Annotated in this window: 16 protein-coding genes and 1 pseudogene; 9 read left to right on the top strand and 8 right to left on the bottom strand. The window is 72.4% G+C overall.

Features of this window, described 5'->3' with window-relative positions; all coding sequences use genetic code 11:
• Window positions 1-51: 51 nt before the first annotated feature.
• The 3 genes from thpR to JQS43_RS23775 all read right to left on the bottom strand — a co-directional run bounded on the left by thpR (window position 52) and on the right by JQS43_RS23775 (window position 2585).
• A complete protein-coding gene (gene thpR / locus JQS43_RS23765) occupies window positions 52-663 on the bottom strand; it encodes an RNA 2',3'-cyclic phosphodiesterase (protein ID WP_239676584.1) in 612 nt (203 codons plus the stop codon).
• A gap of 75 nt (window positions 664-738) precedes the next feature.
• A complete protein-coding gene (locus tag JQS43_RS23770; protein WP_239676585.1) occupies window positions 739-2052 on the bottom strand; it encodes an MFS transporter in 1314 nt (437 codons plus the stop codon).
• An 83-nt stretch (window positions 2053-2135) separates the two neighbouring features.
• Entirely contained in the window at window positions 2136-2585 is a 450-nt protein-coding gene (locus JQS43_RS23775) for a MarR family transcriptional regulator (protein ID WP_239676586.1), read from the bottom strand.
• Window positions 2586-2741: 156 nt separating this feature from the next.
• On the opposite strand from JQS43_RS23775, the gene JQS43_RS23780 reads away from it, so the two are divergent.
• Window positions 2742-2978, top strand: coding sequence for a DUF2530 domain-containing protein (locus tag JQS43_RS23780; protein ID WP_420847619.1), 237 nt, complete (start codon window positions 2742-2744; stop codon window positions 2976-2978).
• Here the strand turns inward: JQS43_RS23780 and JQS43_RS23785 are convergent.
• Window positions 2975-3796, bottom strand: a complete 822-nt coding sequence (locus tag JQS43_RS23785; protein WP_239676587.1) for a DUF3027 domain-containing protein — start codon at window positions 3794-3796, stop codon at window positions 2975-2977. The two genes, JQS43_RS23780 and JQS43_RS23785, sit on opposite strands and share 4 nt — an antisense overlap.
• A gap of 98 nt (window positions 3797-3894) precedes the next feature.
• Between JQS43_RS23785 and JQS43_RS23790 the strand changes: the two genes are divergently transcribed.
• Together JQS43_RS23790 and JQS43_RS23795 are read left to right on the top strand one after the other, a co-directional pair.
• Window positions 3895-5526, top strand: a complete 1632-nt coding sequence (locus tag JQS43_RS23790) for an MFS transporter (protein WP_239676588.1) — start codon at window positions 3895-3897, stop codon at window positions 5524-5526.
• The gene (locus JQS43_RS23795; RefSeq protein WP_239676589.1) at window positions 5523-6164 is read left to right on the top strand and encodes a futalosine hydrolase; all 642 of its coding nucleotides are present in this window, start codon (window positions 5523-5525) and stop codon (window positions 6162-6164) included. The genes JQS43_RS23790 and JQS43_RS23795 overlap by 4 nt, the downstream gene beginning before the upstream one ends.
• 57 nt (window positions 6165-6221) lie before the next feature.
• Here the strand turns inward: JQS43_RS23795 and JQS43_RS26390 are convergent.
• Window positions 6222-6983 (bottom strand): annotated as a pseudogene (locus JQS43_RS26390) (GNAT family N-acetyltransferase); the annotation flags it as partial.
• A 369-nt stretch (window positions 6984-7352) separates the two neighbouring features.
• On the opposite strand from JQS43_RS26390, the gene JQS43_RS23800 reads away from it, so the two are divergent.
• Together JQS43_RS23800 and JQS43_RS23805 are read left to right on the top strand one after the other, a co-directional pair.
• A complete protein-coding gene (locus JQS43_RS23800) occupies window positions 7353-8732 on the top strand; it encodes an outer membrane protein assembly factor BamB family protein (protein WP_239676590.1) in 1380 nt (459 codons plus the stop codon).
• Between the two features lie 37 nt (window positions 8733-8769).
• A complete protein-coding gene (locus JQS43_RS23805; RefSeq protein WP_239676591.1) occupies window positions 8770-9576 on the top strand; it encodes a 1,4-dihydroxy-6-naphtoate synthase in 807 nt (268 codons plus the stop codon).
• Here the strand turns inward: JQS43_RS23805 and JQS43_RS23810 are convergent.
• The gene (locus JQS43_RS23810) at window positions 9573-9977 is read right to left on the bottom strand and encodes a cold-shock protein (protein WP_239676592.1); all 405 of its coding nucleotides are present in this window, start codon (window positions 9975-9977) and stop codon (window positions 9573-9575) included. The two genes, JQS43_RS23805 and JQS43_RS23810, sit on opposite strands and share 4 nt — an antisense overlap.
• Window positions 9978-10063: 86 nt before the next feature.
• On the bottom strand, window positions 10064-10699 hold the full coding sequence (locus tag JQS43_RS23815) for an HAD family hydrolase (protein ID WP_239676593.1): 636 nt from the start codon (window positions 10697-10699) through the stop codon (window positions 10064-10066).
• A 143-nt stretch (window positions 10700-10842) separates the two neighbouring features.
• Here JQS43_RS23815 and JQS43_RS23820 point away from each other — a divergent pair, with 143 nt between their 5' ends.
• The 3 genes from JQS43_RS23820 to JQS43_RS23830 all read left to right on the top strand — a co-directional run bounded on the left by JQS43_RS23820 (window position 10843) and on the right by JQS43_RS23830 (window position 16853).
• A complete protein-coding gene (locus JQS43_RS23820) occupies window positions 10843-12327 on the top strand; it encodes a glycosyl hydrolase family 18 protein (RefSeq protein WP_239676594.1) in 1485 nt (494 codons plus the stop codon).
• Between the two features lie 155 nt (window positions 12328-12482).
• Window positions 12483-14927 (top strand): helicase-associated domain-containing protein, encoded by a 2445-nt coding sequence (locus JQS43_RS23825; RefSeq protein ID WP_239676595.1) that lies wholly within the window; start codon window positions 12483-12485, stop codon window positions 14925-14927.
• A 264-nt stretch (window positions 14928-15191) separates the two neighbouring features.
• Complete coding sequence (locus JQS43_RS23830; protein WP_239676596.1) at window positions 15192-16853, top strand: DNA repair helicase XPB; 1662 nt, start codon at window positions 15192-15194, stop codon at window positions 16851-16853.
• Window positions 16854-16865: 12 nt separating this feature from the next.
• On the opposite strand, the gene JQS43_RS26140 is transcribed toward JQS43_RS23830, so the two are convergent.
• Window positions 16866-18557, bottom strand: coding sequence for a LuxR C-terminal-related transcriptional regulator (locus JQS43_RS26140; protein WP_275580966.1), 1692 nt, complete (start codon window positions 18555-18557; stop codon window positions 16866-16868).
• Between the two features lie 153 nt (window positions 18558-18710).
• Here JQS43_RS26140 and JQS43_RS23840 point away from each other — a divergent pair, with 153 nt between their 5' ends.
• Window positions 18711-19253, top strand: coding sequence for an OsmC family protein (locus JQS43_RS23840; RefSeq protein WP_239676597.1), 543 nt, complete (start codon window positions 18711-18713; stop codon window positions 19251-19253).
• Window positions 19254-19278 lie beyond the last annotated feature (25 nt).

Here is a 19278-nt window from a genome sequence, read left to right on the forward strand (position 1 = left end):
CTCCCGGCCGATCATGAGCTGGTTTGCCGACCCGCCGGGCGTGTCGGTTTACTAGCTCATGATCGGCGCGGAGGGGGCGGGCGGGAGCGGAATCCGCACCAGCGGGTCATACACCGGTTTCGGGCCGAGGTGGCTGCGCACCAGCATCACCGAAGCCACCGGCCACTCCGGACCGGTGTACTCGGCGAGCGCGGACAGGTCCGCGTCGAGGTCGGCCACGGGCAGCCGGTCGCCCGGCCGGGCGATCGTCAGGTGCGGCCGGAACGGTTTGCGGTCGTCGATGGCGAGTTCTGCCTCCCACAGCGCGCGCTGGACCTCGGTGGCTACATCCCTGAGCCCCGCCCGGTCGCCATCTAGTCCCACCCACAGCACGGTGAAGCGGCGGCGACCGAACCGGCCGCCGCCGGCCAGCCGCAACCGGGGTACCGGTTCGCTGCGGGCACGCCATCGGGCGACGCCGGTGTCGAGCGCGGCCGCGGCCGCCGGTACGCCGGAGTCTGGCACCTCACCGAGGAACGCCAGGGTGACGTGCCAGGACGGTCGGGCGGTGAGCCCGACCCGGGAGCCGGCGGCGGTGGCCCGGCCGAGCCGTAGCCGCTGGACATACTCGGCCAGGTGGTCCAGGGCGGTGGCCGGGGGATAGATCGCCACGAAGAGCCTCACCGCCCCAGTCTGCCCGCTCCCCTCTGCCGATCATGGGGTTAGGGACCGGAAACCCCGCTGTTCATGTACCTAAGTTCATGATCGGCCGATTGGGGGGGTGGGGGCGGCGGGAGAGCGGGGGGCTACGTACACCGCCGGCAACGGGCGGAACCGCATCCGCAGCTGCTCCCCGTGCCGGCGCAGCTGCCACGCCAACCCCGCCACACCCGCCAGCAGCGACGCGACCCCGCCGAGCCAGATCGCCGACTCCGGGCCGAACCGCTCCGACCACCAGCCGACCCCGAGCGCGCCCAACGGCGTCGTACCGAGGAAGACCAGGATGTACAACCCCATCACCCGGCCCCGCAACGAGGCGTCGCAGCCCATCTGCACCCGCTGGTTCGCCGCCTGGGCGAAGAAGATCGCGAAGAATCCGGTCGGCAGCAGCAGCGTCAGCACCAACCAGTACGGCGAGGAGAAGCCGACCAGGATCGAAAAGACCCCGAATCCGACCGCCGAACCGGTCACCACGTACGCCGAGGGGCGTGTCCGGCGCCAGGTGCCGCCCAGCGCACCCGCCAGCGAACCGGCGGCCAGGGCCGCCGCGAGCAGGCCGAACGAGGCTGCCCCGGTCTCGTACACCACCTTGGACAGTACTGGCAACGTGACCTGGAAATTGAAGCCGGCGGCGCCGACCACCGCCACCAACGCGATCGGCAGGACCAGGTCGCTGCGGGCGCGGACGTAGCGGATGCTGTCGGCGATCCCACTACTGGGGCGCTTGCCCTTGCCCGGCAGTTGCTCCCGGAGTAGCTCCTGCGGCCGGATCCGGAGCAGGCTGATCACCGGGGAGATCGCGGCGCTGGTGGCGATGAGGAACGCCGGGCCGAGGCCGAACAGCGCGATCGCGCCGCCCGCCGCCGCCGGGCCGACGATTCGGGCCGAGTTGAACACCGCCGAGTTGAGCGCGAGCGCGTTCGGCAACAGCGTGTTGCCGACCAGTTCGGAGACGAACGCCTGGCGTACCGGGTTCTCGATGGCGTTGGCGGTGCCGAGCAGCGCGGCCAGCACGAACACGTGCCACAGCTGCACCAGGCCGGTGACTACCAGCAGCGCCATGGCGATCGCCAGTACGGCGAACGAGGCGTTGGCGATGAGTAGCAGCTTGCGCTTGTCGTACCGGTCGGCGAGGACCCCGCCGAAGAGAGTCAGCAACAGGATCGGCGTGAACTGCAGCGCCACCGTGATCCCCACTGCGGTGGCGGAGTTGTCCGACAGCTGCAGGACCAGCCAGTCCTGGGCGACGAACATCATCCAGACCCCGATGAGCTTCACCAGCTGGCCGGTGGCGAACAGCCGGTAGTTGCGGACAGTCAGGGACTGAAAGGTTTTGTGCAGCCGCGATCGCAAGCGGGTACGCCTCCTCGGGTCGAACCTTGGTCCATAGCGGACGGAACGGACCGACCCGGCGTGGTGAGCCCCCTGGGGTGGGCTCAGGCCTCCGCAACCCGACGCAAGATCTCCGCGGCTCGCCGCAGCGCCTCGCGTTCGTCGATCGTCAGCTCGGCGATCCGGCGGGCGAGCCACTCGTCGCGCGCCCGTTCGAACTGGGCCAGCATCTCCCGCCCCGCCTGGGTAGCGGACAGGATGACCTGCCTACCGTCGGTCGGGTGCGGGGTGCGTTGCACCAGCCCGCGCTGCTCCAGCTTGGCCACGATCTTGGTCATGGTCGGGGGCCGGACCCGCTCGGCATCGGCCAGCTCCCGCGGGGCCATCGCCCCGGCGAGCTCGAGGCTGAGTAGCGCGGAGAGCTGGGTCGCGGTCAGATCGCCGACCGGTCGGGTTTGCCGGACCCGCCGGTTGAGCCTGGTGAGAGCGTCGCGCAGCATCCCGGCCAGCTGCACCGAAGGCACCTGCTTCGCCATCACCATCCGCTCCGTCACGATACTTAGCTTAACTAATAAGCCGGGCTAACGACCAGCTACTATGACCGCGGTCACCCGTGTGGGTCGTAGCGTACCTACACCTGTCCAGGCCGGACACCGCCGCTACCAGTGTCGGCCCGGCTACCCTGGCGAGCGGACCAGTATCGTTGAGCGGTGGCAACCACGCCCCAGCACCAGCGCTCCGGCGACCCGACCGTCGCCCGACCTCCGATCACCGCCCTAGACCCGCCGCTGACGCCGTACGCCCTGGCCGGCACCGCGCTCTGGGCGGTGGTGGGGTTGGTTTCGCTGGCCGCCGCCGCACCCTCGGCCTGGGTGTGGACCTGCCTCGCCGGGGCGTTGATCGGAGTCGGGCTCACCATCGTCGGCCGGCTCCGGGAGCGTCGCTAGCCGCTGCGCCCCGGCGTCTCGACCAGCTCCACCTCGGTGTCGTCGTAGACGGTCGGCAACTCCTCGATCGGTTGCTCCGGCGCGAGCAGCACCTCAGAGTGGGCCCCGCAGCCGTGGTCGGCGCTGACGGCGGTGCCGTCATCGGGCGCGTACAGGTTGCCGCAGACCCCGAAGAGCTGCCGCAGCCGACCGGCCAGCGGCAGCCAGAAGCCGCACGAGACGCAGCGGGCGTCCCGGGGCGCCGACGTCGAGATCGGCGCGTCCGGGCCATGATCACCCTCATACCACCGCGCGGCGGTCTCCAACCGCCCCTCCCGGGACATCACCCGCCGTCGACCCAGCCCGATCTCCCACACCACGTCCTCGACCGCCGGATCATCGGAGAGGAGGTAACCCGGCGCCAGCCGATCGTCCTCCGACGGGGTCGGCAACAGGTCACCCACCCCCAGGTCACCCGGCTTGAGCCGCTCATCCCACGGCAGCCACTCGGGTGGGCGCAACGCCTCCGGCCCCGGCAGCAACACCGTCTCGCAGACCGTCACCTTGCGGCTGCGGGGCACCCGGGTCACCTTGACCGCCCAGCGCCAGCCCTGGTATCCCGGCAACCCACAATCGAAGAGATGGGTGACTACCCGGTCCGCCTCGGCAAGCGTGCCCAGATGGTCGCCGACGTACTGCGGCTCCACCTCGGTGACCGATTCGCGAGCGACCTCGACCGCCTCGGCGCAGACCGCGTCCAGCCGCGGGCTCCGGGCACGGCGGCCGACCGTACGCGCGCCGGCCTCGGCGGTGCTGCTCAGGGACGGTGTGGTGGGCATGCCGGCATTGTCCCATGGCTGCCGTCGGCGGGTCACGCGCGGGAACGGTCGCCGGTCGAATCTCGCACTACCCGACGAGAATGCGCAAGGATAGGGAAATGCCGGTTACCGAGACCGTCGGGCGTGCGGCGACCGCCGCAGGTCGCGGAGTCCGCGCCACCACCCGACCCGTGGTCGCGGGTGGCCGCTGGACCCGGCGGCAGACCGGCCGTTTCCGGACCGCCATGGCCGGTGGCGAGCGCGGCATGGCCCGGCTGTTCGACCTGCACGCCGCCTCGATCGCCGGCGACACACTGATCGCCGTAGGCCTCGCCGGCACCATCTTCTTCGCCGTACCGCTCGGCGAAGCGCGCACCAACGTAGCGCTCTACCTGCTGGTCACGATGGTGCCGTTCGCACTGTTGGCGCCGCTCATCGGCCCGTTGATCGACCATTTCCGGCACGGCCGCCGGTACGCCCTGGCCGCCACCATGCTCGGTCGGGCGGTGCTGGCCTGGCTGATCGCCGACTACCTCGACCAGTGGGCGCTCTACCCGGCCGCCTTCGGGGTGCTGGTGCTCTCCCGCGGGTACGGGGTGGCGCGGGCGGCCACCGTCCCCCGACTGCTGCCCGACCGGCTGGGCCTGTCGCAGGCCAACGCCCGCGGCAGCGTGTACGGGACGATCGCGGGCGCGGTGGTGACCCCGCTCGGGCTGGCGGCGTTCTGGATCGGGCCGCAGTGGCCGCTCCGGGTAGCTTCGGTGCTGTTCCTGATCGGGATGGTGATCGCGCTGCGACTACCGGACCGCGCCGACTCCGACCCCCCGGAGGAGCCGCCCCGGTTGCTGAAGATGCTGTGGGTCCCGGGCCGCGGCCTCGGCTACCGGATCTTCAACAGCCGGCTGGTTGTCGCGACGCTGATCGGCAGTAGCATCCACCGCGCCCTCTACGGGTTCCTGCTCATCTTCCTCGCCTTCGCGATCCGGGCCGACCAGCTACCGACCACGATCGCCGGGGTAGAACTCGGCCAAGGCACCGCGCTCGGCGTCGTCAGCGGGGCGCTGGTGGTCGGCACCTTCCTGGCGGTGGCGCTCGGCAGCCGGCTGCGCATCCACCATCCGGTCGCGATCCAGGCTATCGGGCTGCTGGTGGTGACGCTCACCGCGATCGCGACGGTGTTCTTCTTCGCGCTCCCCATGGTCGTTGCGCTGTGTGTGATCGCGGCGATCTCCAGTGGCCTGGCCAAGGTGGCGATCGACTCCTCGATCCAGGAACGGCTCGACGAGGAGCACCGGACCTCGGCGTTCGCCCGTTCCGAGACGGTGCTGATGCTGGCCTTCGTCGGCGGGGCGGCGTTCGGCCTGATCCCGATGCCGGGCCAGCTCGGGCTGGCGGTGGCGGCCGGGGTGCTGGCGTTGGCGGTAGTTCGAGCGGCGATCGTCTCCGTCCAGCTACGAGCGGAGGTCCTCTCCGGCCGGCCGTCGGTGGCGCAGCCCGCTCCCTCGACCCCGGACCGCGCGGGCCACGACCCCACTACGGTCGAACTCGCGGACCCCGACGCCGCCACCGTCGAACTCGCGGACCCCGACGCCGCCACCGTCGAACTCACGGACCCCGACCCCGCCACCGTCGAACTCGCCGACCAGGATCACCCTTCCGGCCGGACCGACCCACGAGGCCGGACCGACCCACGAGGCCGGACCGACCCACGAGACCAGACCGACCCACGAGACCAGGGAGTCAACCGTTGAATTCGCCGATTCTGGTCGCCGCCGCCGTCGCCGCCGAGCGGGACGCGATCCGCGCCGGGCTCCCCACCGACGCCACCTCGGTGACGGTCGAGGCGGTCGGAGTTGGCCCGGCCGCGGCCGCCGCCGGCACCGCTCGGCTGCTGGCGCTGGCCGAGGCCGCCGGACACCCGTACCGGACGGTGATCTCGGCCGGCATCGCCGGCGGGTTCGCCGGCCACGCCGGCCCCGGGGAGCTGGTGATCGCTGCCCGGAGCAGCCAGGCCGATCTGGGCGCCGAATCCCCCGAGGGTTGGTTACCGCTCGACGAGCTGGGCTGGGGCAGCGCCACCGTCGCGGCGGACCCGCAGCTCCTCGCCGAACTGTCGGACCGGCTACCCGAGGCGGTCATCGGCGATGTCCTGACCCTCGCCACCGTCACCGGCACCGCCGCGCGTGCCGCCGCCCTCGTCGAAGCCCACCCCCGGGCCGCCGCCGAGGCGATGGAGGGCTACGGGGTCGCCTGCGCCGCCGCCACCGCCGGCGCGGCCTTCGCCGAGCTCCGCGCGATCTCCAACCTGGTGGGCCCCCGGGACCGCGGCGCCTGGCGGATCAAGGAGGCGCTCGCCGCCCTCACCACCGCGGCCAAGGCGCTCGCCTGAGCCAGCAACGGCCAGCGTCAACGCCGCGGGCTGCGGGTTGACCAGGCGAAAACCACAGGAGCGGAAGAACCCGAACGGGGCTTGGAGCCCTAACCACACTCGAATGACGACGCCGTCGCCCCCGGCGCGGAGCTCATCCCGAAGCCGGCCGACCAGCCGGCGCCCCAACCCGACGCCCCGCCAGGCCGGCGCCACCTCGACGGCGCAGAGCACGAACTCTCGCTGCCGGGAGCTCGGGTCGGTGGTCAGGTAACCGCCGAGCCAGCCGGTTATCCCGCCGCTCGGGTCGTACGCCACGTATTGCCGCACATTGTCAGGTAGCCCCACCGACGACCTGGTGAGGTGCAGCTCCGGCAGCAGCTGCTCCCCGCAGGCACGGCGACGACGCTGATCCCGGCGCTCCCGGTCGAGGTCGAAGGTGTGGTCGGGCGCCGGTCGGGGCCATCGAGGGCGGGGAATCTCATACCAGTGGGCCCACCAGGCGCCCCACCAGTCGCGGGCGGTCAGCACCGGACGCGCCTCAAGATGCGCCGGGAAGTGCCGGCCTCGACGATCCGGGACGGCTTCATAAGGGTGGGTCGGCAGCGGTTGCGGCTCTGTCGTCACCGCGAGCGCCGCCCCGGCCGCCGAAACTAGCCGCTCCACGGTCCGGAACCGAGGGTCGCTGGCTGCTCCGGACTCGATCCTGGCGATAGTGCTCGCCGGCACCCCGGCGCGGGCGGCGAGCTCACGCTGGCTCAGGTCGGCGCAGCGGCGCAGCCACCGCAGCGTCTGGCCGAGATCGAGCGGCTCCGGTTCGGATCGGCCCTGGGTCGTCACGCACGCCAGTCTTCCCAGCTCAGCCAGGCGCGGCAAGCCTGCTCCGGCCAGCCTGTGGATAACCGCCGAGCTGTGGAAAACCCTCGCCCGGCCTATGTGGGTGGTGCCGCAGCCTTCGAGAGCTGCACCGTCTGTGCTAGCAGGGGTGGGGCGCGGGCGCCGAGCGCATCCTGGGCAGCCGCACCGGCGGTACCAGGGGCGACGTCAATGACATCGGCATCGCGGAGCACCCGACAGCGGCCGGCGGAGCTCAAAGTCTGCTCCGTCTGCGCTAGCAGCTCTCGTAGGCTGCCGGCGGGGCATCCCTACCGCGACCACCGAGCTTGTCCACTCGGCAACCACTACACCGGTAACCACTACAGTGGCCGGATGTCCACCGAGCACAGCGCGAGGGTCATCGATCTTGGCGACCGGTCCGCCACCGAGTTGGTCGACCGGCAGCCGAAGGCTGCGGTCGGTCGGCAGCGGGGGGAACAGCTGCGCCGCCGGCTGCTGCCGATCCTGGCGGCGGCGCTGGCGGCAGCGCTCCTGACCGGCCTGACCGGCGGCGCCCCGGAACGTCCCGCGCTGGACCTGCGGTTTCAGGTAACCGCCAACCACTTCTTCGTCGACGACACCTACCTCTACACGGTGGCGCGGCAACCAGCGCCCGACGATGACCTCGCCGTGGTCACCGCATACCAGCTCACCGACGGTACGGTGGCCTGGCGCACCCGGCTCGACGAAACGGTCGACGGCCTCAGCCTGCACCCGGGGGCGGGCACCCCCTACCTGTCGTCCCTGCCGACCGCGGGTCGCCTCGGTGACCCCGCCGGTGACCCCGCCGGCCGGGTCACGATGCTGGACTGGCAGACCGGCGAGCTGCTGTGGACAGAGCCGGGCTGGCCGATCGGGGCGGCGGGCGACACGTTGGTGGTCGATCCCAATTTCCTCGTGCGCTCCGAGGAGGACAACCTCTACGTCGGGGTGGACGCGGCCACCGGCGCACACCGGTGGCGAATCGGCCCGCTCGACGCCACGTTGAACGTCGCCGCCGGGCATGTGGTCGGCCTCACCGGTGGCGACCTCGTCTCGTTCCACCCCGAGACCGGGGAGCCGGTGCAATCGACGCCGGCGCCTGAGCCGGCAGACCGACCCGAGCGGATCCCGGTCTCGGTCGTCGGGTCGCTGGCGCTGCTGCTCGACGACGGCGACCCGCCGGTCATGCACGCCTTCGACCTGGCTGGGCTGACTCCGCAGTGGCAAGTCGAGTGGGACGAGGAGTGGGGATTCCCGATCCCCCGGCCGTGCGACCCGGTGATCTGCCTCGGCACGCCGGGCGGGGGCATCGGCGGACTCGATCCGGCGACCGGTGCGCTGCGGTGGCGGTCGACCAGCACAGCTACCCTCCCCTCCGAACACCCGGACGACGGGGTGATGCTGTTCAGTGACCTCGCTCGGCAACCGGCGCAACAGCTGGTGGCGACCGAGACCGGCGAGGTGCTGCTGGAGCTCACCGGCTGGCGCGCGCTCGAGCCACCGGAGGTCTCCTGGTCCCCGATGACCGCCCCGGCCCTGGGCAGGCTGACGGTGCGCGACTTCGACGATGTCAGCTGGCTGGGCTGGATCGCCGCCGACTACTCCGGCGTCGAACCGGTCGCCCCGCTGCCGCACCCCACCGACTGGTGTACGCACTCGTCGACGTACCTGGTCTGCGCCGAGGGCGGATCCCGGATCAACGACCTGACGGTATGGCGGCTGCGGCGCTGACCGGCCGGCCGGCGGCGCCGCCGGCTACCGTGGGCGGGTGACCCTGTCGCTGGCGATCTCGCCGTGCCCGAACGACACCTTCGTCTTCCACGCCCTCGTCCATGGCCAGGTGCCCGGAGCGCCACCGGTGGCCGTCACCTACGCCGACGTGGACGTCACCAACACGGCGGTGCAGGACGGACACTTCGACCTGATCAAGGTCAGCTACGCGGTGCTGCCCTGGCTGCCCGACGACTATGCACTGCTGCCCTGCGGCGGTGCACTCGGTCGCGGCTGCGGGCCGTTGGTGCTGGTGCGGGGCGACCAGCCGAACCGCGACGATCTCGCCGGCGCCCACGTCGCGATCCCCGGCGAGCTGACCACCGCGTACCTGCTGTTCCGGCTGTGGGCCGGAGAGCGCTCGCCGGCCCGGATCAGCGTGCTGCCGTTCCACGAGATCATGCCGGCGGTGGCGAGCGGCCAGGTCGACGCCGGGCTGGTGATCCACGAGGCCCGGTTCACCTACCCGGAGCACGGGCTGCGGGCGCTGGTGGACCTGGGCGAGTGGTGGGAGGCCGAGACCGGCGCGCCGATCCCGCTCGGGGCGATCCTGGCCCGCCGGGACCGGGTCGATATCGACCAGGCCGCGGAGTGGATCCGGGCCTCGGTCCGGGCGGCGTGGGCGGACCCCGCCGCGAGCCGGGACTATGTGCTCGCTCACGCCCAGGAACTCTCGCCGGGCGTGGTGGAGCAACACATCGCGCTCTACGTCAACGAGTTCACTGAGGATCTCGGCGAGGAGGGCCGCGCCGCGGTCGAGGCGCTGCTCGCGCGCGCCGCCGCCCTCCCCGCACCGACCCGTTAGCTGGGGGCGTTGCCGGTCCCGTCGAGCTCCCGCGCCACCGCGTGGACCACCTGCGCGACCTTCTGCGCGGTCTTCTTGTCGGGGTGCCGCCCCTTGCGGAGGTCCGGCAACACCTTCGCCTCCAGCACCTTGATCATGTCTTCGATCACGCCGTGGAGCTCCTCCGGCGGGCGCCGACGCAGCTCGCTCACGGATGGCGGAGCGCTCAGCAGCGTCACCCCCAACGCCTGCGAACCCTTTCGCCCCTCGATCACGCCGAACTCGATCTTCTGGCCGCTCTTGAGTTCAGTCACCCCGCTGGGCAGGGCGCTCTTCGGGAGAAAGACATCGCCACCCTCATCGCTGGTGACGAAGCCATAACCCTTAGCAGCGTCGTACCACTTCACTCGACCCGTTGGCACCGCAGACCTCAACCTCTTGCTGGATGTGAACTCATACTGGGGAAATTCGTACTGGAAACTTCGCGCGGACTCGCCCGCTCAATAGGCTAACGCGTGGCGTTCGGCGAGTCCTGGGCAATCGGCGCCCGCGCGAGCCACTCCGGAAAGCCTCGCAAGTCGGGCAGGACCACGTCGGCGCCGGCCGCGGCGAGCGCGGTCGCGTCGTACGGGCCGGTGGCGACCGCAACTGCGGTGACCTGCGCGGCGCGGGCCGACCGGACATCGGCGAGGTGGTCACCGACGTAGCTGTGGGCGCCGTACTCGCGCAGCGCGGCGACCTTGCCGTCGCCGAACCGGTTGCCGCAGACCGCGTCGACCTCGATCCCGAGGTGCGTCAGGTGGGCGGTGGCGAGCCGGTCCAACTTCGAGGTGATCACGACGACCCGGCCGCCCTGGTCGCGCACCGCGGCGATCGCCGCCGCCGCGCCGGGCAGCGCTCTGCTCACCTCGATCGCGTGTGCCGGGTAGAGCTCCCGGAAGGTCTGCACGGCGGTGTCGACCTGGTCGGCCGGGAACCAGTGCGCCACCTCTTCGGCGAGCGGGATCCCGATCCGGGAGACCACCGCGTCGGTGTCGACCGCGACTCCGCTGCGCTCCGCGAGCGCCCGGTAGGTCGCGGCGATCCCGGCCCTGGTGTCGATCAGGGTCAGGTCGAGGTCGAAACCCACCACCGGCGCGCTCATGAGCGCCAAGGGTAGCCAACCCGACGGCGCAACCCACCGATCCATTGACACCCGACGTCATAGAGACTAACGTCACAGCCTAACTGTTAGGAAGCTTTCCTAATTTTTGATTCCAACCTGATCCCCACATCGGGAGGGACGAGATGAGACTCCGCACCACCCGAGCACCCGCCCGGGCGCTCCTGATCGCCACCCTGACCGGCCTGCTCGCGGCCGCCCTGACCCTGGTCGGCCAACCCACCGCCACCGCCCAGACCGACTCCCCCGCCGCCGGCACCGCCCAGGCCTGCGCCGAACCTGCCTGGTCCGCCAGCGCCATCTACACCGGCGGCGACCTGGTCAGCCACGCCGGCCACAGCTGGCGCGCCCAATGGTGGACCCAGGGCGAAGAGCCCGGCACCACCGGCGAATGGGGAGTCTGGGTGGACCTCGGCCCCTGCGAGCAGGGCCCGCCGCCCACCACCCCACCGACGACCCCGCCGACCACCCCACCAACCACGCCGCCGCCCCCGCCCGGCGACCAGGCGGTGGTGGGGTACTTCACCAACTGGGGTGTCTACGGCCGCGACTACCACGTCCAGAACATCCACACCAGCGGCTCAGCCAGCCAACTCACCCACATCATGTACGCGTTCGGCAACGTCCAGAACGGGCAGTGCACCATCGGCGACTCCTACGCCGACTACGACCGGTTCTACTCCGCCGCCGAGAGCGTCGACGGGCAGGCCGACAGCTGGGACACCGGTGAACTCCGCGGCAACTTCAACCAGCTGCGGAAACTGAAGGAGATGTACCCGCACATCCAGGTGGTCTGGTCGTTCGGCGGCTGGACCTGGTCCGGCGGCTTCGCCGAGGCGGCCGCCAACCCGGCCGCGTTCGCCGAGTCCTGCTACCAGCTCGTCAACGATCCGCGGTGGGCCGATGTCTTCGACGGCATCGACATCGACTGGGAGTACCCGAACGCCTGCGGGTTGACCTGCGACGACAGCGGGTTCGACGGGTACCGGGTGCTGATGTCGGCGCTGCGGGACCGGTTCGGTGGCCAACTGGTGACCTCGGCGATCACCGCCGACGCCACCGCCGGCGGCAAGCTGGACGCGGCCGACTACGTCGGTGCCGCCCAGTACCTCGACTTCTACATGGTGATGACGTACGACTTCTTCGGCGCCTGGGCGCCGCAAGGACCGACGGCGCCGCACGCCCCGCTGGAGTCGTTCGGCGGCATCCCCACCCCCGGCTTCTACGGCGACGCCGCGATCGCGCACCTGCGGGCCGGCGGCGTGCCCGCCGACAAGCTGCTGCTGGGCCTGCCGTTCTACGGTCGGGGCTGGACCGGGGTGAGCCAGAGCGGACCGGGCGGCTCCGCCACCGGGCCGGCGCCGGGCACCTACGAGCAGGGCATCGAGGATTACAAGGTGCTCCAGGCGAACTGTCCCGCCACCGGCACGGTCGCCGGCACGGCGTACGCGCACTGCGGTGACCAGTGGTGGAGCTACGACACACCAGCCACGATCGCCGGAAAGATGGCGTACGTGCAGCAGCAGGGTCTCGGCGGCACCTTCTTCTGGGAGCTCTCCGGGGACACCGCCGACGGCGAGCTGATCCACGCGATCGGCGACAACCTGTAGCGCCCCGGGAACCTCGGGCCGATCATGAGCTGGTTGACCGGCACGCCGGGCGTGTCGGTCAACCAGCTCATGATCGGCCAGGAGGGAGGCGCGGGGAACGGCAGGCTCATGATCGGCGCGGGGAACCGGGGCGGGGGCGGTAGCGTTGGACGGCGATGGCGTCCACCTTCACCGACCTGGTGCGCGGCCAGTCCGACGAGGCACTGGCCGAGCTGCTGCGTGCCCGGCCCGACCTGATCGTCCCCCTGCCGGGTGATCTGTCCGGTCTGGCGGCGCGCGCCCAGTCCCGGCTCTCGGTCACCCGGGCACTCGACCAGCTGAACCAGTTCCAGCTGGAGATCCTCGACGGGATCCGGTTGACCCGGGACCCCACCGGCCACTCCTCACTCGACCAGGTGCTGGCGATCACCGCCGGCGCCCCTGGCCGGGCCGACGTGCCCCGGGTCGAGGCGGGCCAGGTCCGGGCCGCGGTCCGGCAACTGCGGCAGCTGCTGCTGGTCTACGGCACCGACGAGGCGCTCCAGGTGGTGGCCGCCGTCGACGAGGTGCTCGGCCCCCACCCGGCCGGCCTCGGCCGCCCCGCCGCCGAACTCTCCGAAGCCTGCGCGGCGCTCGTCGGCGACCCGGCGCGGCTACGACGGACACTGCTCTCCGCCCCACCTGCGGCGCGGGCGGTGCTGGAGCGGCTCGCCGTCGGCCCACCGGTCGGCGCCACCACCGACGAACCGGCCGCGGACTCGCCGGTCGCTTGGCTGGTCAGCCGGGGGATGCTGATCGCGACCGCGCCCGGAGCGGTGGAGCTGCCGCGAGAGCTGGGGATGCTGCTGCGGCGCGACACCGGCCCGCTCGGCGAGCTGCACCCCACCCCGCCCGGGGCCACGTCCTCGGGAGAATCCGCCCCGGACCAGCCGCCGGCGCCCGATCCGGCCGCGGCCGACACCGCCGGCGCCGGCGCCGCGATGGAGTTGGTGCAGCGTACGGACGCGATGTTGACCGCGCTCGGCAATGAGCCGGCGACGGTGCTGCGATCCGGCGGGATGGGCGTCCGCGACCTGCGCCGGCTGGCTCGCACCGTCGGGGTCGGCGAGCAGTTGGCGGCGTTGCTGCTGGAGGTGGCTGACGCGGCCGGGTTGATCGGCGAGGCCGAGCCGGAGCGGCGCGGCCGGGCCGGCGCCCGATCCGAGCCGGCGCAGGAGGCCACGTTCCGCCCCGCCGCGGCGTACGACAACTGGGCCGGCGCGTCGCTCGCCGGCCGTTGGCACACCCTGGCGAAGGCGTGGCTGCTGATGACCCGGCAGCCTGGCCTGGTCGGCCAGCGGGATGCCCGGGACCGGCTGATCGGGGCGCTCGCCACGGAGGTCACCCGGTCCGGCGCCCCAGCCACCCGCCGGACCGTGCTGGGCGTGCTCGCGACCGCTCCGGCCGGGGTGGCGCCCTCCGCCGACGAGGTGCTGGCGCTGGTGGCTTGGCGCGCACCCCGCTGGTCGGCGGGGCGGGAACCGACCGCCCGGCAGGTGCTGGCGGAGGCGGCGACGCTGGGGTTGACCGGCCGGGGCGCGCTCACCTCCTACGGGGCGGCGCTGCTGGCGGAGGCGCACCAGCCGCCCGAGCCCGAGGACGATCCGCTCGGGGTCCGCGCCGCGGGCGCGGCAGACGGGCTGCCCGGCTCGGCCGCGCGGCTGGCGGAGCTGCTGCCGGAGCCGGTGGCCGAGGTGTTGGTGCAGGCCGACTTGTCGGTGGTGGTGCCGGGGCCGCCGGAGCCGCTGCTCGCCGCCGAGCTGGAGCTGGTCACCGAGCCCGAGTCGGCCGGCGGCGGCAGCGTCCACCGGGTCACCCGGGAGAGTGTCCGCCGGGCGCTCGACGCCGGCTACACCGCCGAGGATCTGCACAGCCTGTTCAAGCGCCGGTCCCGGACCGCGGTACCGCAGGGGTTGTCGTATCTGATCGACGACGTCGCCCGCGCCCATGGTGGGCTGCGGATCGGCACCGCCACCGCGTACCTGCGCAGTGACGACGAGACGCTGGTGGCGCAGGTGCTGGCCGACCGGCGGCTCGCCGAGGTGGGGTTGCGGCGGCTGGCGCCGACCGTGCTGATCTGCGCCAGCGCCAGCCGCAACCGGCTGCTGGCCACGCTGCGGGAGGCCGGATACGCCCCGGTGCCGGAGGATCCCAGCGGGGCGATGGTGCTGGTCAAGCCGCGCACCCGGCGGGCCCCGGCCCGTTCGGCGCGGGCCACTGCGCCGGCGGACCCGTTCGCCCCGCTACGGATGGCGGCGCCGCGGCTGTTGGGCATCGTGGAGGATCTGCGCCGGGCGGAGACCCACCATCGGGCCCGCCGCCGACCCGGCCCGGGTGCCGCGAACGGGGCGCCGGTCGGTGGGGCGCAGGCGCACACCGAGGCGATGGCGATCCTGCAGCAGGCGGTACGGGACAAGACCCCGGTGCGGGTGGGCTACGTGGACGGGCATGGTTCCCGGACCTCGCGGCTGGTGCGGCCGGTGTCGATCGGCGCGGGCTATCTGCGGGCCGAGGATGAGCGCAGCGACACGCTGCACACCTTCGCGCTGCACCGGATCACCGGGGCCACGATCGAGGGCTGAGCGACGCTTGGTCAGGGCGCATGGTCAGGACCATGGTCATCGGCGCCGTCGCGGGTGCGCCCACCCCCGTAACCCCCAGATCCGGACGCACCCGCGAGACGCCGATACCCTTACGACGCTGACCGCCCTCCCTCGGTTGCGTGTTTCAGAGAAATTTCTTGGATTCGTGAGCTGCCCCACAGCGCGGTCTGCCCCGCCGGCGCCGCAGCAGCGTGGCAGACTTGTCCGGTCCGGCAGGTCGGACGCGGGGTGGAGGTGTATCGCGTGACCGGTGGACCGCTGATCGTGCAGTCAGACAAGACGCTGCTGCTGGAGGTCGATCATCCGGACGCGCCCGCGTGCCGGATGGCGATCGCGCCGTTCGCGGAGCTGGAGCGCTCACCGGAGCATGTCCACACCTATCGACTGACCCCGCTGGGGCTGTGGAACGCTCGCGCCGCCGGCCACGACGCCGAGTCGGTCGTCGACGCGCTGCTGCGCCACTCCCGCTATCCGGTGCCGCACGCCCTGCTGGTCGACGTCACCGAGACCATGGACCGGTACGGCCGGCTGCAGCTGCTCAACGACCCGGCGCACGGGCTGGTGTTGCGCGGGCTGGACCGGGCGGTGCTGACCGAGGTGGCCAAGAGCAAGAAGCTCGCCGGCATGCTCGGGTCCCGGATCGACGAGGAGAGCTTCGCCGTCCACGGCAGCGAGCGGGGCCGGCTGAAGCAGGCCCTGGTGAAGCTGGGCTGGCCGGCCGAGGACCTCGCCGGCTACGTCGACGGGGAGTCGCACCCGATCGCGCTCACCGAGTCCGGCTGGTCGCTGCGCACCTACCAGAAAGAGGCGGTGGAGCACTTCTGGGCCGCCGGCTCCGGTGTGGTGGTGCTGCCCTGCGGCGCCGGCAAGACGCTGGTCGGGACGGCGGCGATGGCGCAGGCCGCCGCGACCACGCTGATCCTGGTCACCAACACGGTCGCCGGCCGGCAGTGGCGGCGGGAGCTGTTGGCCCGCACCACCCTCACCGAGGAGGAGATCGGCGAGTACTCCGGCGAGCGCAAGGAGATCCGGCCGGTCACCATCGCGACCTACCAGGTGCTCACCGCCCGCCGCAAGGGCGCCTTCACCCATCTGGATGTCTTCAACGCCCGCGACTGGGGGCTGGTCATCTACGACGAGGTGCACCTGCTGCCGGCGCCGATCTTCCGGTTCACCGCCGACCTGCAGACCCGCCGCCGGCTCGGTCTCACCGCCACCCTGATCCGGGAGGACGGCCGGGAGGCGGACGTGTTCAGCCTGATCGGCCCGAAGCGGTATGACGCGCCGTGGCGCGACATCGAATCCCAGGGCTGGATCGCCCCGGCCGAATGCACCGAGGTGCGCGTCACCCTCACCGACGAGGAGCGGATGGGGTATGCGGTCGCCGAGTCGGATGTCCAGTACCGGGTGGCCGCCACCGCCCGGACCAAACTTCCGGTCGTGAAGTCGCTGCTGGAGAAGCACCGCGACGATCAGGTGCTGGTGCTCGGCGCCTACCTGGATCAGTTGCACGAGCTGGGCGAGTACCTCGACGCGCCGGTGATCCAGGGGCAGACCACCAACAAAGAGCGGGAACGGCTCTTCGAGGCGTTCCGGCGGGGCGAACTCTCCACACTGGTGCTCTCCCGCGTCGGCAACTTCTCGATCGACCTGCCGGAGGCGACGGTGGCGATCCAGGTCTCGGGCACCTTCGGCTCCCGGCAGGAGGAGGCGCAGCGGCTGGGCCGGATCCTGCGGCCGAAGGGCGACGGCCGGCAGGCCCACTTCTACACCGTGGTGTCGCGGGACACCGTCGACACCGACTACGCCGCCCACCGGCAACGCTTCCTCGCCGAACAGGGGTACGCGTACACCATCGTCGATGCTGACGAGCTCCCGGACCCGCCCCGACCCGCCGCCGACTGAGCCGGTCGGCGGCTAGCGGGCCCGCAGCCGGACCGCCTCGGCCGCCGCCTCGGCCCGACTGCGCAGCCCCAGCTTCGCCAACACCCGGGCGACGTGGTGTTCCACGGTCCGGCGGCTCAGGTAGAGCCGCTCCGCGATCTCCGGGTTGGACAGCCCCTCCGCCAGCAGCTCCAACACCTCCCGCTCCCGGCTGGTCAAGCTCGCCGGGTCGCGCGGGCCCACCCGGGCGGCCGGGATCCCGAGTTCGCGCAGCAGCGCCGCCGCCGCGTCGGCGTCCCGGTCCGCGCCGAGGCCGCAGAAGGTGTCGAACGCGGCCTGCGCCTCCGCCGCCGCCCGGTCGACCGTCTCGTGTCGCACCGCGGTGGCGAGCAGCCACCGGCTCCGGGCAGCCTCGTACGGCATCCCCAACCGGACGAAGGTCGCCGCTGCCCGGCTCAGGTGTTCCCGGGCCTGATCGGGGGCGATCGTGCTGGACTCCGGCTCCGCCAGGGCTGCCCCGGCGGCGTAGGCCTGGCCGCAGAGCCGCTCCCCGTAGCCCTCCGCGACCTCGCACTCCTGCAACCGGCCCAGCTCGATCAGCTCCTGCCCGAGGGCGAGCGCGGCCGCCGGGTCGCCCTGGTCGATCCGGGCCTCTCCCAGCAACGCCACCAACCCCATCCCCCGCAGCGACGTTTCGCCCGCGTCGGCCAGTCGCCGCCGGGCGACCAGCTCCGCCTGGGCCGGGCGGGCCCGGAGCAGCGCCAGCCGGGCGGTCACGGCCGCCGCCGCCGGATGGTCGGTCAGGCCCGCCACCAGCCGCTCGGCCTCCTCCAGCCGCCCCTGGCAGAGCCGGAGCCCGGCGGAGACCGCCAACGCCTCACCGTGCAACGCCGGCAGTGCGTTGCGGGTGGCGGCGATGGCGACGGCTAGCTCCTCCTCCGCCTGGGCCCAGTCGCCTACCGCGACCAACACCGCCGCGTACCGGGCTCGGCAGTACGCGAAGAGGTAGGGGCACCCGTACCGGCTGGTGAACCGGTCGGCTGCCCGGACCCACTGCACCACCCGGGCGTACGCGGCGCAGGCGTTGCCGGACATGATGGTGTTGCAGCTGGTATAGACCACGGTGCCCGGGGTGCCCTCGCCCGCCAGCGCCCCGGCCATCGCCTCGTCCAGGTGCCGCAGCCCCTCCTTGACTCGGCCCTGGCCCACCAGCGCCGTCCCCAGTTGGCTCAGCGCACACAGCTCCAGATCGAGGTCACGGTGCGCGCGGGCGGCCTCACAGGCCTGCCTGGCCAGCGCCTCAGCCTCCTTGGGGTCGACCGCGTCGTAGGCCTCCAGCAGCCGCACCCAGCCCGCCAACGGCGCCAGCCCGGCAGCGGCCACGATCCGGTCCGCACGCGCAGCCCACCCGGCAGCGGCGGCGGCGTTACCGAGGTTCGCCCAGTGGTCGATGGCGAGCCGGACCGCCAGCTCGGCCGCGCGCCCGGCATCATCCGGGGCATCCCGGCGCCGGTACGCGGCGTAGGCGCGTTCCCGATAGCCGATCGCGGTCGGGAACTCACCGAGCCACCACAGCGCCTCGCCCAACCCCGCCAACGCCACCGGCTCGTCCCCGGACTCGAGCGCGCTGGTGAACGCGGCCCGGGCCGCCGCCCAGTCACCGCTGGCCAGCGCCTGATCTCCGGCCAGCAACTGGTCACTGGCGGGACCGCCGGCGACAGACATGCCGCGATCCTATGGGTTCGACGCCGCCACGGCGAGAAACCGCACCGCCGGCCGGCCACCCGGGCCCGGATAGGTGAGCTCACCGATGTTCGCTGCGCCGACCCGCGGTGAGCTTGAGCCACGACCGGGACCGCTACCCGAGGAGGTGTCCTGATGATCCGCAACGGCATCGAGGTCGACCAGGTGACCGGCTTCGCCGAGGTACTGCGTACCACACCCGCGGCGGGCGACGCCCGGCTGCGAACCGAGCACCGCTGGCGCGGCGGGTACGCCCTGGATTGGCGCGCCGACCAGGTGACGCTCGCCGATCAGCCGCTCACCCGCCGCCACACGCTTCGGTTGGACCTGCCCGCGGAGCTGGGCGGGACGGACCACGGCCCGGCCCCCGGCGAACTGATCGCGGCGGCGCTCGGCGCCTGCGTGGCGCACCAGTTCGTGGAGCACGCCGCCGGCCGGGGGGTGGTCATCGACAGCCTGGAGGTCACCTGCGAAAGCCAGCTCGACCTGCGCGGCGCGTACCAGGTCGCCGAGGTCCGTCCCGGGTGGACGGTGGCCAAGATCCAGCTGTCGGTGCGCACCGAGGCGAGCGACGAGGTGCTGGCGGAGCTGCTCCGCGACGCCGTCGCGACCTCACCGGTCCTGGACACGGTGGCGAACCCGGTGCCGGTCGAGCCCGCGGTACGCCGACTCTCCTGATCACGTTTCCCGAAAGGAGTCTCTC

It is taken from the genome of Natronosporangium hydrolyticum, assembly GCF_016925615.1.
GTDB classification, from domain to species: domain Bacteria; phylum Actinomycetota; class Actinomycetes; order Mycobacteriales; family Micromonosporaceae; genus Natronosporangium; species Natronosporangium hydrolyticum.